The organism is Pseudomonas sp. AIG (genome assembly GCF_977020205.1).
On the sequence record NZ_CDROCK010000003.1, the window covers coordinates 1 to 13,671 of the forward strand.

Below are 13,671 nucleotides of genomic sequence, written 5' to 3' on the forward strand. Positions count from 1 at the left end.
GGGCTCGACACGTAAGGAATACGGATCGAAGCGGAACGGTTGCGAGCCGAGTAGGCCAGCATGACTGGCGCTTCGAAGCCTGGTACCAGACGCTTGTACGAGTTGGTCGCCGGGTTGGTGAAGCCGTTCAGGGCCTTACCGTGCTTGATGATGCCGCCGATGAAGTACAGAGCGGTATCGGACAGGCCGGCATAGCCTTCACCGGCGAAGGTGTTTTTGCCGTCTTTCCAGATCGACATGTGGACGTGCATGCCCGAACCGTTGTCGCCGTACAGTGGCTTCGGCATGAAGGTCGCGGTGCGGCCGTAAGCGTCAGCAACGTTGTGCACAACGTACTTCAGGGTTTGGGTTTCGTCGGCTTTCTTCACCAGGGTGTTGAACTTGACGCCGATTTCGTTCTGACCGGCAGTCGCCACTTCGTGGTGGTGAACTTCGACGGTCAGGCCCATTTCTTCCAGTGCGTTGCACATGGAGGTACGGATTTCGTGGTCGTGGTCGAACGGTGGCACCGGGAAGTAGCCGCCTTTGACGCCTGGACGGTGACCCTTGTTGCCGCCTTCGATGTCCTGGTCGGACATCCACGAACCTTGCTCGGAGTAGATCTTGAACATCGAGCCGGAGATGTCCGACTTGAATTTCACCGAGTCAAAGATGAAGAATTCTGGCTCTGGACCGGCGAACACGGTGTCACCGATACCGGTGGCTTTCAGGTGTTCTTCGGCGCGCTTGGCGATCGCACGTGGATCGCGGTCGTAGCCTTGCATGCTCGAAGGTTCGATGATGTCGCACACCAGAATCAGGGTGGCGTCTTCGGTGAACGGGTCGAGAACAGCAGTTTCGTCAACCGGCATCAGGATCATGTCGGAGGCTTCGATGCCTTTCCAGCCAGCGATGGAGGAACCGTCGAACATCTTGCCGACTTCGAAGAAGTCTTCATCCAGCGCATCGCGAGCCGGCATGGTCACGTGGTGCTGAGTGCCTTTGGTGTCCGTGAAGCGCAGATCAATCCACTTGACGTCATGATCTTTGATGAGTTGAACCGTCTTCGACATATGTCCTCCGGGTGGCTTCGGGCTTGGTAGTGGATGCCCTTAGAATTTGGGTGATGCCGGCGCGAATACTCGGCCAAGGCAACCTGCCTCACAAGGGAGCAAATTGCATGCCAGTGCCCCAGCATGGGTTTTTTGCCCCAATTTCACGCTTATTAAGGTGCAAAGCGCCTGAATGCGGAAAATCTCGCCCTCTAATGTAGCGTCTTGAATCAAAAATGACCCGTTTTGGTGCGCGCAAAACCTTCTGCACATTAACTGGTTAAACCTTGAGCAATTTCCGCTATAATCCGCGCCCCCCTTTTTCGGCTGGCCGTTCGCGCGCTGTTTTCATGAAACTAATCGTAAAAGTCTTCCCCGAGATCACCATCAAAAGCCGACCTGTCCGGACGAAATTTATCCGCCAGTTGGCCAAGAACATCCGCACCGTGCTCCGCGATCTGGACCCGGCCGTGGTGGTGAACGGTGTGTGGGACAATCTCGAGCTGGAAACCCGCGTTACCGACGCCAAAGCCTTGAAAGAGATGGGTGAGCGCCTGACCTGCATGCCGGGCATTGCGCATTTTCTGCAGATCGACGAATACCCGTTGGGCGACTTCGACGACATCACCGAGAAGTGCAAAGAGCACTACGGCGATGCGCTGGCCGGGAAGATCTTTTCGGTGCGTTGCAAGCGTGCCGGCAAGCACACCTTCAGCTCGATGGACGTCGAAAAATACGTCGGCAGCAAACTGCGCCGTGAGTGCGGTGCTGCCGGGATCGACCTGAAAGCGCCGGAAATCGAAGTTCGTATCGAAGTTCGCGACAAACGGTTGTTCGTCATCCACAGCCAGCACAACGGCATCGGCGGCTACCCGCTCGGCGCCCTGGAGCAGACGCTGGTATTGATGTCCGGCGGCTTTGACTCGACCGTTGCGGCCTATCAGATCATTCGTCGCGGCCTGATGACGCACTTCTGCTTCTTCAATCTGGGCGGTCGTGCCCACGAATTGGGCGTGATGGAAGTCGCGCATTTCATCTGGAAGAAGTACGGCAGCTCGCAACGCGTGCTATTTGTCAGTGTTCCGTTCGAAGAAGTGTTGGGCGAAATTCTCGGCAAAGTCGATAACAGTCATATGGGCGTCGTATTGAAGCGTATGATGTTGCGCGCGGCCTCCAACATCGCCGATCGCCTGCAGATCGAAGCGCTGGTCACTGGCGAGGCGATCTCCCAGGTGTCGAGCCAGACGCTGCCGAACCTGTCGGTGATCGACTGCGTGACCGACAAGCTGGTCCTGCGTCCGCTGATCGTGGCGCACAAGCAGGACATCATCGACACGGCCAACGAGATTGGCACCGCCGATTTCGCCCGGCACATGCCGGAATACTGCGGGGTCATTTCGGTCAATCCGAAGACCGCCGCCAAACGCGGTCGCGTTGAGCACGAAGAGAAAGAATTCGACATGGCAGTCCTCGAGCGTGCGCTCGAAAACGCCAAACTGGTGCCGATCGATCGGGTGATCGACGAATTGGGCCAGGACGTACAGATTGAAGAAGTCAGCGAAGCACTGGCCGGCCAGATCGTGATCGACATCCGTCACCCGGATGCCGCCGAGGATGAGCCGCTGGAACTCGCTGGCGTAGAAGTACAGACGATGCCGTTCTACGCAGTGAACGCTCGTTTCAAGGAGCTGGATCCGACTCGCCAGTACCTGCTGTATTGCGACAAAGGCGTGATGAGTCGCCTGCATGCTCACCATTTGCTCAGTGAGGGGCATGCCAATGTGCGCGTTTATCGACCGAGCTAAGTGCCCGGGGCTGTTTGCCTGTGGCCTGCGTCACCGGCCCCCCGACACCGCCGTCAAGCTGTAACGGCCATGCCGGACACTACTGCTAATCGCTGCCAAGACTTGTCAGCAAACCGAATCCTCTGATCGAGATACACAAGTGATCGAAAATCTACGCAACATCGCCATCATTGCCCACGTTGACCATGGTAAAACCACCCTGGTAGACAAACTCCTGCGTCAATCCGGCACTCTGGAGCGCAACGAGCTCAACGACGAGCGCGTGATGGACTCCAACGACCAGGAAAAAGAGCGCGGTATTACCATTCTGGCGAAAAACACCGCCATCAACTGGAACGGCTACCACATCAACATCGTGGACACCCCGGGCCACGCCGACTTCGGCGGCGAAGTTGAACGCGTAATGTCGATGGTTGACTCCGTTCTGCTGCTGGTTGACGCTCAAGACGGCCCTATGCCGCAAACCCGTTTCGTGACCAAGAAGGCTTTCGAAGCCGGCCTGCGTCCAATCGTGGTGATCAACAAGGTTGACCGTCCAGGCGCGCGTCCGGACTGGGTTCTGGACCAGATCTTCGACCTGTTCGACAACCTCGGTGCTACCGAAGAGCAACTGGACTTCCAGGTTGTTTACGCCTCGGCCCTGAACGGCATTGCCGGTCTGGATCACACCGCCATGGCTGAAGACATGACCCCGCTGTACCAAGCGGTAGTCGACCACGTTCCGCCTCCGGCTGTTGACCGTGATGGCGCGTTCCAGATGCAGATCTCCGCTCTGGACTACAACAGCTTCCTGGGTGTTATCGGCGTTGGCCGTATCGCTCGTGGCCGCGTCAAGCCGAACACCCCGGTTGTGGCGATCGGTGCTGACGGCAAGCGCCGTAACGGCCGTATCCTGAAACTGATGGGTCACCACGGTCTGCACCGCATCGACGTTGAAGAAGCTGCAGCAGGCGATATCGTTTGCATCAGCGGTATGGACTCGCTGTTCATCTCCGACACCCTGTGCCACCCGGACACCGTCGAGGCGATGAAGCCTCTGACCGTTGACGAGCCAACCGTTTCGATGACCTTCCAGGTAAACGACTCGCCATTCTGCGGTAAAGAAGGCAAGTTCGTGACGTCCCGTAACATCAAGGACCGTCTGGACAAAGAGCTGCTGTACAACGTTGCTCTGCGCGTTGAAGAAGGCGACACCGCTGACAAGTTCAAGGTTTCCGGCCGTGGTGAGTTGCACCTCTCGGTACTGATCGAAACCATGCGTCGCGAAGGCTTCGAGCTGGCCCTGGGCCGTCCTGAAGTGATCATTCGTGAAGTGAACGGCGTTAAACAAGAACCGTTCGAAAACGTGACCATCGACATCCCTGAAGAAGCTCAGGGCAAGGTCATGGAAGAGATGGGTCTGCGTAAAGGCGACCTGAGCAACATGGTGCCGGATGGCAAGGGCCGTGTTCGCCTGGAATACAACATCCCTGCTCGCGGTCTGATCGGTTTCCGTAACCAGTTCCTGACCCTGACCAACGGTGCTGGCATCCTGACCTCGATCTTCGATCGCTACGACACCGTCAAGTCGGGCCACATGTCCGGCCGTCAGAACGGCGTTCTGGTTTCGGTTGAAACCGGCAAGGCACTGACCTACTCGCTGGAAACCCTGCAGGCTCGTGGCAAGCTGTTCGTAGAACACGGCCAGGAGATCTACAACGGTCAAATCGTTGGTCAGAACAGCCGCGACAACGACCTGGGTGTAAACCCAACCAAAGGCAAGAAGCTCGACAACATGCGTGCTTCGGGTAAAGACGAAACCATCGCTCTGGTTCCACCAGTGAAGTTCACTCTGGAACAGGCTCTGGAATACATCCAGGAAGACGAGCTGTGCGAAGTCACTCCTAAGTCCATCCGTCTTCGCAAGAAGATCCTGGACGAAAGCGAGCGTACCCGCGCTGCCAAGAAAGCCAAGGCGTAATTTAGCCCGAGCTTGAAAAAACGCCCCCGGTCGCGAGACCGGGGGCGTTTTTGTTTGTCTGGGGGAAATGCAGGTTGGGTCTTGAAGATCAAGAGCCCCTCACCCTAGCCCTCCCGAAACGTCGGACCGCCCGTAGGGAGAGGGGACTGAATGGGGGATGTTCATGAGATGCATCGACTTGAAAGAATTCTGCTGAATCCATAATCGATTTGGTGGGGCTGTACCGAATCTATAATCGACTATATTTTTCAGGTCGATGTCAGGCGCAAGACACCTCGGTCGGCTCCCTCTCCCTCCGGGAGAGGGCTGGGCGGGCGGCGTTCCGATGAGGGTAAGCGTTTAAAATTTCTCAATCGCGCGGAAATTCTGCTCGCGCACCACTTCCTTCGGCTTATACGCGCAATACCCCGGACGCGGCCCGATCTTCGGGTGATTGCGGCAGGTATCCGGGCGCTTGTCATAAATGGTGCACAAGCGGCTCTTACGATCCAGGTAGTAGCAATCGTTGTTGCTCATGCGCTGCAGGGTGAAGATGCCGGACTTCTGATTGAAGCGTTCAACCAGGCCTTCCTTTTGCAGACGCTTGGCGATGTTCTTTGGCGGATCGCCCAGTTCGAACTCGTCGACCACGCCGATACGCACCAGATCCTTGATCTTCACCTCAACCGGCAGCGTGCAGCAGCTGGACACGCAGGAACCGCACATCGGGGCTGAGTATTTTGCCCACGTATCGAGACGATCGATCTCGGCGGCGGCAATCAGGTTGGGCTTCATCATCGGGAGTTACCAGGTGTGTATGCATCAGGGCGCGCGATCATACCGGGACTGGTGGATTTTTGAACAACCTTTCGCCAGAATTTTTCTGCGTGCAGGCACATTGCCGGACAATTCGGCACGGCCCCTGCATTCATTAGCTCACTCGCCAAGGTAATGCCGGGCTATCTCGCAGTCCCGGGAAAAACTGCCGAACCAGAGCCGCTACCGCCGGTCAGACCGTCTAGGCTCAGACAATTCCCCGCTCGCTCGAGGTCCTATTGATGACTCAAGAACCACTAGTTCGCGAAGCAGAGGTGGCCGCATTCCGCGACGCCGTCCTGACCAAACTCACCTACGCGGTGGGCAAAGACCCCGACCACGCATTCGACCATGACTGGTTCGAAGCCATCGCTTTGGCGGCGCGTGATCACATGGTCGAGCACTGGATGGACCACACCCGGCAGATCTATCGCAAAGGCCAGAAGCGGGTGTATTACCTCTCGCTGGAATTTCTCATCGGCCGTTTGCTCTACGACAGCCTGAGCAACCTTGGCCTGCTCGACGTCGCCCGTGAAGCGCTGACTGAACTCGGTGTCGATCTGGAGCGCATCCGCTTGCTGGAGCCCGACGCGGCGCTCGGCAACGGCGGCCTCGGTCGTCTGGCAGCGTGCTTTATGGAAAGCATGTCGACCCTCGGCATCGCCGGCCACGGTTACGGCATTCGTTATGAGCATGGCTTGTTCCGCCAGGCCATCGTCGATGGCTGGCAGCAAGAACAGACCGAACACTGGCTGGATTTCGGCAACCCGTGGGAGTTCGAGCGGCCAGAGGTCGTCTACTCCATCGGCTTCGGCGGCAGTGTCGAAACCGTCACTGATGTCAGCGGCAAATCCAAACAAGTCTGGTCGCCGGCAGAGACCGTCCGCGCGATTGCCTACGACACGCCCGTGGTCGGCTGGCGCGGGGCGAGCGTCAACACCTTGCGCCTGTGGCGTGCCCGCGCCATGGAAGATTTGCATCTGGAACGCTTTAACGCCGGTGACCACTTGGGCGCCGTCGCCGAAGTCGCCCGCGCGGAAAGTATCTCCCGCGTGCTTTACCCGGCGGACAGCACCGAAGCGGGGCAGGAGCTACGCCTGCGCCAGGAATACTTCTTCGTTGCCGCCTCACTGCAGGATCTGCTGCGCCGCCATCGCAACATGCACAGCTCAGTGCTGACCCTGGGCGATCACGCGGCGATCCAGCTCAACGACACGCACCCTTCAATTGCCGTCGCCGAACTGATGCGCCAACTGGTCGACGTCTACGACGTCGCGTGGGATGCGGCATGGCAAGTCACTGTCGACACCCTGTCGTACACCAACCACACGCTGCTGCCGGAGGCGCTGGAAACCTGGCCGGTCGGCTTGATGGAACGCATGCTGCCGCGCCACATGCAGATCATTTACCTGATCAACGCCCAGCACATCGATTCGCTGCGGGCCAAGGGCATTCACGATTTCGACGTGCTGCGTGCGGTGTCGCTGATCGAAGAAGACAACGGTCGCCGGGTGCGCATGGGCAACCTCGCTTTCCTCGGTTCGCACAGCGTCAATGGCGTGTCCGGGCTGCACACGCAGTTGATGCGCAAAACCGTGTTCGCCGAACTGCACAAGTTGTATCCGGAGCGAATCAACAACAAAACCAACGGCATTACCTTCCGCCGCTGGCTGTATCAGGCCAACTCTGAACTGACTTCGATGCTGGTCGATGCGCTTGGCCCGGACTTGCTCGATAACCCCGAAGAGCGACTGCTCGATCTCGAGCCTTTCGCCGAGAAAACCGCGTTCCGCAAAGCCTTCGCCGAGCAACGCCTGCACAGCAAAAAAGCTTTGGCCTATCTGATTCACGAACGGCTGGGCATCGCGGTCAATCCGGCGGCGATGTTCGATGTGCAGGTCAAGCGGATCCACGAATACAAACGTCAGTTGCTCAACCTGTTGCACACCGTGGCGCTGTATCAGGCGATTCGCGCCGAGCCGGAAGTCGACTGGGTGCCGAGGGTGAAAATCTTCGCCGGTAAAGCCGCGGCGAGTTATCACCAGGCCAAACTGATCATCAAGCTGACCAACGACATCGCGCGGGTGGTGAATAACGACCCGACCGTGCGTGGCCTGCTGAAAGTGGTGTTCCTGCCAAACTACAACGTCAGCCTGGCGGAAAGCATCATTCCGGCGGCGGACTTGTCCGAGCAGATTTCCACTGCCGGGTTCGAGGCGTCGGGCACCAGTAACATGAAGTTCGGTCTCAACGGCGCGCTGACCATCGGCACGCTGGACGGCGCCAACGTCGAGATGTGCGAACGCATCGGTGCCGAACACATGTTCATCTTCGGCCTCAGCGCCCAGCAGGTCGAGGCGCGTAAACAGAACCACGAGTTCAGCGCGTTGCCGGACATTGCCGCGTCGCATCGTTTGAACGATGTGCTGCAAGCGATTCGCGGCGGGGTGTTCTCGCCGGATGACACTTCGCGCTACACCGGGCTGATCGATTCGCTGGTGGATTACGACCGCTTCCTGGTCTGTGCTGACTTCGACTCGTATTGGGAAGCGCAGAAACGCGTTGAAGCGCATTGGCACGATTCCAACAACTGGTGGCGCTCGGCAGTGCTCAATACCGCTCGGATGGGCTGGTTCTCCTCGGACCGGACGATTCGCGAGTACGCCACGGAGATCTGGAAAGCGTTGGAGTAACTTTCCTTTCGGCTCGATATAATCGCGTGCCGGAAAAGATCGCAGCCTTCGGCAGCTCCTACACAGGTGTTCGCATAACCCTGTAGGAGCTGCCGAAGGCTGCGATCTTTTTGGGTCAGGCTGCGCTAATCTTCCCGGATTGGCCTTTGCGCTTAGGGATATCGACCATGCAATGGATGTTCATGTTGATCGGGCTGGTGCTCGGCTGGCTGCTCGACGAATCGTTCAGTGATGCGCTGTTGGGCGCGTTGCTGGGGCTGGTGATCGGGCAGACGATCCGCATCACGCGACTTGGCTCGCAGGCGATGGAGCAGCAACGTCAATTTGAGCAGGCGAAGGTCGCTTTGCAGGGCGTCGAGCAACGTCTGTTTTTACTGGAAGGCGCGCCCATTCATGCCGCGCCACCACCGAGTTCGGCGCCGGTTACCGAGCCTGTCGTCGAATCTATCAAAGCCGCCGAAGAAGCCCCGGCCCCCGAACTGGTCTGGGAACTGCCACCCGAACTCGAACCGATGTCCGCCGTCGCCAGCGAACCCAGCCAACCGCTGCCCGCTGATGTCTGGCGCCTCGACGCCGTTACGTCCGAACCGCAAAAAGCCGCTGAACCCCGTGGCCCGAATCTCATCGAACGCGGCATCAGCGCCGCGCGCAACTGGCTGTTCGGCGGCAACACCGTACTGCGGGTCGGTGTGGTGTTGCTGTTCTTCGGTCTGGCGTTCCTGCTGCGCTACGCCACCGAAGGCATGGTCGTGCCGATCGAGTTGCGTTACGCCGGTGTCGCGGCGGCCGCGTTGGGCTTGCTCGCGTTGGGTTGGTGGCTGCGGCGGCGCAACAGCAATTACGCGTTGATGCTGCAAGGCACCGGGATCGCGGTGCTGTACCTGACGGTGTTTGCGGCGATGCGTCTGCATCCTTTGCTTGATCCTTCCGCTGCGCTCGGCCTGCTGGTGGCGGTCACGATTTTCTCGGCGATTCTCGCCATTACCCAAGACGCCTTGGGGCTTGCCGCAGCGGCCGCGCTGGGCGGTTTCGCCGCGCCGATCCTGACCTCGACCGGCGCTGGCAACCACGTCGCGCTGTTCAGTTATTTCGCGCTGCTCAACGCCGGCATTCTCGCCATCGCCTGGTTCAAGGCCTGGCGTTTGCTCAACCTGATCGGCTTCGTCGGCACCTTCGGCATCGGTTTCGCCTGGGGCCTGCGTTCGTATGCGCCGGAGCTGCTGTGGAGCACCGAGCCGTTTCTGATTCTGTTCTTCCTGATGTACCTCGCCATCGGTCTGCTGTTCGCCCGGCGCAAGTTGCTCGATATGCCAGATGCGCCGGCAGAGGGTGACCGTGATGCGTTACTGCACTGGTCTGCGCGCAAAGGCGATTACGTCGACGGAACGATGCTGTTCGGTCCGCCGATTATTGGCTTCGGTTTGCAGTTTGCGCTGGTGCAGCATCTGGAGTTTGCCGCTGCGTTCAGCGCACTGGCGCTGGGCATGATCTACATGGCGCTGGCCAAGGTGTTGATGGGCGGGCGCGCGGTGCTGCTGGGTGAAACCTGTCTGGCGCTCGGGGTGATTTTTGCCAGTCTGGCCATTCCGTTGGGGCTGGATGCGCGTTGGACGTCGGCAGCGTGGGCGGTGGAAGGTGCGGGGATTTTCTGGCTCGGTTTGCGTCAGCATCGGCCGTTTGCCCGGGCCTTTGCCTTGCTGCTACAACTCGGCTCCGCGCTGGCGTTCCTCAGTCAGTTGCGGCTTGGCGAGAGCAGTCTGCTTGACGGTGCTCCGCTGGGCGCGCTGATGCTGGGCATTGCCCTGCTGTTCAGTTTCGATCAATTGCGCAAGGCCGCGCCGGAACAAGCCGCGCCTTGGGAACGCCAGGGTTTGCCGGTGTTGGCGTCTCTGGGCCTGACCTTCCTCTATCTGCTGGCGCCGCTGTTCTTCTTCGTGCAGGCCACGGCAATCAGTTGGGCGCTGGCCGGGTTGGCGACTCTGTTTGTCGGTCTGCGGATTCAATCGCGTACGTTCCTGTTCAGCGCATTTGCCGTGCAGCTGCTCGGTGGCGCGTTGTTCCTGCTACGTCTGCAAGGTGCCGGAGAAGACTCCGCCGCAGTGTTCAGCGCCGGCTGGAGCGGTTTGCTCAGTGCTTCGCTAATCGGTCTGGCGTTGATCGCCGGCATGCTGTTGGCGGCCCGCGATGAAATGGTGCGCGGTGATGTGCGTCTGCTGCGCGGTTTGTCGGTGGTGCTGTTGGCCGGTCTGGTGTTGATCAATCTGGCGGTGTTGTTCGTGCTGCCGTGGCAAACGGCGAGTGCGGTGTGGGCCGCGAGTGGTTTGCTGATTATCTGGTTGAGCCTGTACCTCAAGCAGCGCGTGAGTTTTGTCTTCGGTTTGTTGTTGCAGGTGATCGGCGGCGCGGCGTTTTTGCTGGCTGGCCCCGAGTTGCTTGGGCCGCTGTCCGGCGAAGGGTTGAAGCCGTTGGCCCACGGCGGATTCTGGACACCGCTGGTACTGGGGCTGGCGGCGATGATCGGCGCGTGGCGCCTGCAACTGGGCAATCACGCCTCGGCATTCGATACATTGAGCTTGCAGCGCTTGTCCGAAGTGTTGCTGGTGTGGGGCGCCGGTTGGTGGGCATTGGCGTGGGTCAGCGAGGTGCTGCGTTTTGCTGCTCCGAATCTGCAAGGCACGTTGCTGCTGTTGGTCGCGGCACTCAGTGCTGCGTTGTGGACGCTGTTGTCGCTGCGCCTGAAATGGCCGGCGCTGGGTTTGCTGTGCACCTTGTTGATACCGGCTGCCGGACTGGTGCTGCTCGGGGCGTGGCATGCGCGTTATCACCCGGCAGCCGATTTCGGTTGGCTGGCGTGGATGGCGGTATTCGCCGTGCATTTTTTCAGTCTGCGACGCTTGGCGCCGACCTTGCCGGCGCGCGCCTTGAGTGCGGCACATGTACTCGGCTGCTGGCTGCTGATCGGCGTGCTGGCGCTGGAATTACGTTACGGCTTGCTGTTGTTATCCGAGCAATACAATGCCTGGCGTTGGCTGGGTTGGGCGATTCTGCCGAGCGTTTATCTACTACTGGCGGCGGCACCGCGCACCTGGCCGTGGCCAGTGGCGGCGTTTGCGCGCGAGTATCGCTTGTACGCCGCCGCGCCGCTGGCGATGTTGATGCTGGCGTGGTTCTGGCTGGCCAATGGCGTCAGCGATGGTAATGCCGAGCCACTTCCTTACGTGCCGCTGCTCAATCCATTAGAGCTGGGTTTGTTGTTCGCATTGTTCGGCGTCTATGTGTGGTCGCGCAGTGCGATTTCGCAGTTGTCGATCCGTCAGGACTACGCCGATTACGGCACGCAATTGATTGCCGGTGTTTCGCTGTTTGCCTTCTGCACAGCGATGGTCACCCGCGCCGCGCACCATTGGGCCGGGATCCCGTTCGAGCTGGATACGCTGCTCGCCTCGATGCTGGTGCAGGCCGGATTGTCCATCGTCTGGACGCTGATGGCGCTGGGGTTGATGATCGGCGGGCATCTGCGCCATCGTCGCGAAGTGTGGCTGATCGGCGCGGCGCTGATTGCGCTGGTGGTGGCCAAACTGATTTTTGTCGAATTGAGCAACCGCGGCGGCCTCGCCCGGATCGTTTCGTTTATCGGCGTCGGCGTGTTGCTGCTGGTGGTCGGCTACTTCGCGCCGCTGCCGCCCAAACGCGTCGACGCTGACCCGGTGGTGGACAAACCGGCCCCGGACACCGAAGGAGTTTCATCTTGAGTCGCATGCAGAATCTGGCTTGGCTGGCGTTGGGCGTGGTGATAACTGCCGGCGCCCAGGAAAAACCGGCGGACTTCGCCACGCAGGTGCCACTGTCGGTGAGCGGCAACGGTCCGTGGTATCGCCTCGAGTTGCCGTTGAACGTGCAATTGCAGGCGCGCCAGACCGATCTCAGTGACTTGCGCGTGTTCAACGCCGCCGGCGAAGCGCAGGCCTACGCTTTGGCGCGCGAGTCGGCGCAGACCCGCGACGATGGCCAGTTGCATGAGGTGAAATGGTTCCCGCTGTACAACGCCGCTGACGCCAGCGAACGCGCGCCGAACGTGCGGGTGCAATCGACCACTAACGGCACATTGGTCGAGGTGCAGCCGTCCAGTCAGTTGGAGGCGGGTGAAGAAGTGCTGCGCGGCTGGCTGCTCGATGCCAGCGCGATCAAAGCGCCGTTGCAGCAACTGATCCTCGACTGGACCAGCGAGCGCGACGGCTTCCAGCGTTTCAGTATCGAGGCCAGCGATGACTTGCAGCACTGGCAGCCGTGGGGCGAAGGTCAGGTCGCCCGACTGACTTTTTCCGATGAGCGCATCGAGCAGCATGAGGTGACGCTGCCGGGGCTATCGGCGCGTTATGTGCGGTTGCTGTGGGAGTCGCCGAATTCGGCGCCGATCCTGACAGCAGTGCAATTGAAAAGCAGTGATCCGCGTAATGTGCCGCTGCCGTTGGTCTGGTCGCAGGGCGTGGCCGGCAGCAGCGCCAAGGCCGGGGAATACACCTGGCAGTTACCGATGGGGCTGAATGTCGAACGGGTGCAGGTCGAAATCAAACAACCGAACAGTCTGGCGCCGGTGACGCTGGCCGGCCGTCGTGAAAGCAGTTTGCCGTGGCAGGAGCTGAGCAGCGGTTTGCTCTATCGCCTGACCCAGAATGGTCAGGATGTAGTGCAGAACGAATTGCAGCTCTACGGGCAGACTGTGCAGCAGTTGAAGCTGACGGTGGATGAGCGTGGCGGTGGTCTGGGCGAGCAGGCGCCGAGTCTGAAATATGCGGTGCGGGCGACGCAGGTGATTTTCCTTGCGCGCGGTGAGGGGCCGTACAGTCTGGCGCTGGGTAATCCAAGTGTGAGGACGGCGAATCTGCCGTTGGCGACGCTGATTCCGGATTTCAAACCCGAGAAGCTGGCGGCGCTGGGGAAGGCGTCGGTGCAGGGTGAAGCGGTGGTTACGCAGACTTCGACGGCTACCACGGCGGCAGTGGCTGAGACCAACTGGAAGAAGATCGGCTTGTGGGCGGTGTTGATGCTGAGTGTGGTTTTCCTTGGGGCGATGGCGTTCAGCTTGTTGCGCAAGCCTCCTGCCAATTCCTGAAAAGGCGGGTGCTGCGCACCCGATCGCGAGCAGGCTCACTCCTACAGGGGATCGCATTCCTCAGTTGGAATACCGTCAACTGTAGGAGTGAGCCTGCTCGCGATAGCGTTTTCCCAAACAACAAAAATCCACAAACTGTCGCGCGCACCCTGCACCACCCGTCCCGAACCGGTCTACGCTAAACCCGCTACCTGAACTCTCCACCCACATTCACGTCTCATGCAGGCAATTACACCCCAACGCACGTTACCGGGCGTCTTCGCTCGCTACGTTT

The 13,671-nt window shown here is 59.7% G+C and carries 7 protein-coding genes; 5 read left to right on the forward strand and 2 right to left on the reverse strand.

The features are described 5' to 3' along the window. On the reverse strand, window positions 1-1,052 hold a 1,052-nt coding region (gene glnA, locus ACWR1S_RS02820), incomplete at its 3' end, for a type I glutamate--ammonia ligase (RefSeq protein ID WP_454562350.1). Between the two features lie 329 nt (window positions 1,053-1,381). Between glnA and thiI the strand changes: the two genes are divergently transcribed. Together thiI and typA are read left to right on the forward strand one after the other, a co-directional pair. Continuing rightward, window positions 1,382-2,836: a tRNA uracil 4-sulfurtransferase ThiI gene (gene thiI / locus ACWR1S_RS02825; protein ID WP_137218606.1), complete on the forward strand. Its 1,455-nt coding sequence runs from the start codon at window positions 1,382-1,384 to the stop codon at window positions 2,834-2,836. Between the two features lie 139 nt (window positions 2,837-2,975). Further along, entirely contained in the window at window positions 2,976-4,796 is a 1,821-nt protein-coding gene (typA, locus tag ACWR1S_RS02830; protein WP_454562351.1) for a translational GTPase TypA, read from the forward strand. Between the two features lie 339 nt (window positions 4,797-5,135). Here the strand turns inward: typA and ACWR1S_RS02835 are convergent, their stop codons facing one another. Continuing rightward, a complete protein-coding gene (locus ACWR1S_RS02835) occupies window positions 5,136-5,573 on the reverse strand; it encodes a YkgJ family cysteine cluster protein (protein ID WP_038359983.1) in 438 nt (145 codons plus the stop codon). A 260-nt stretch (window positions 5,574-5,833) separates the two neighbouring features. Here ACWR1S_RS02835 and ACWR1S_RS02840 point away from each other — a divergent pair, with 260 nt between their 5' ends. The 3 genes from ACWR1S_RS02840 to ACWR1S_RS02850 all read left to right on the forward strand — a co-directional run bounded on the left by ACWR1S_RS02840 (window position 5,834) and on the right by ACWR1S_RS02850 (window position 13,397). Further along, complete coding sequence (locus ACWR1S_RS02840) at window positions 5,834-8,284, forward strand: glycogen/starch/alpha-glucan phosphorylase (RefSeq protein WP_454562352.1); 2,451 nt, start codon at window positions 5,834-5,836, stop codon at window positions 8,282-8,284. A 167-nt stretch (window positions 8,285-8,451) separates the two neighbouring features. Further along, entirely contained in the window at window positions 8,452-12,036 is a 3,585-nt protein-coding gene (locus ACWR1S_RS02845; protein ID WP_454562353.1) for a DUF2339 domain-containing protein, read from the forward strand. Next, window positions 12,033-13,397, forward strand: coding sequence for a DUF3999 domain-containing protein (locus ACWR1S_RS02850; RefSeq protein ID WP_454562354.1), 1,365 nt, complete (start codon window positions 12,033-12,035; stop codon window positions 13,395-13,397). Before ACWR1S_RS02845 ends, ACWR1S_RS02850 begins: the two co-directional genes overlap by 4 nt. Window positions 13,398-13,671: the final 274 nt, after the last annotated feature.

Excerpts from the sequence above, each read along its gene's own strand:
- thiI (WP_137218606.1), top strand. The coding sequence starts at position 1,382 with ATGAAACTAATCGTAAAAGTCTTCCCCGAGATCACCATCAAAAGCCGA.
- ACWR1S_RS02840 (WP_454562352.1), top strand. The coding sequence starts at position 5,834 with ATGACTCAAGAACCACTAGTTCGCGAAGCAGAGGTGGCCGCATTCCGC.
- ACWR1S_RS02835 (WP_038359983.1), bottom strand. The coding sequence starts at position 5,573 with ATGATGAAGCCCAACCTGATTGCCGCCGCCGAGATCGATCGTCTCGAT.
- ACWR1S_RS02845 (WP_454562353.1), top strand. The coding sequence starts at position 8,452 with ATGCAATGGATGTTCATGTTGATCGGGCTGGTGCTCGGCTGGCTGCTC.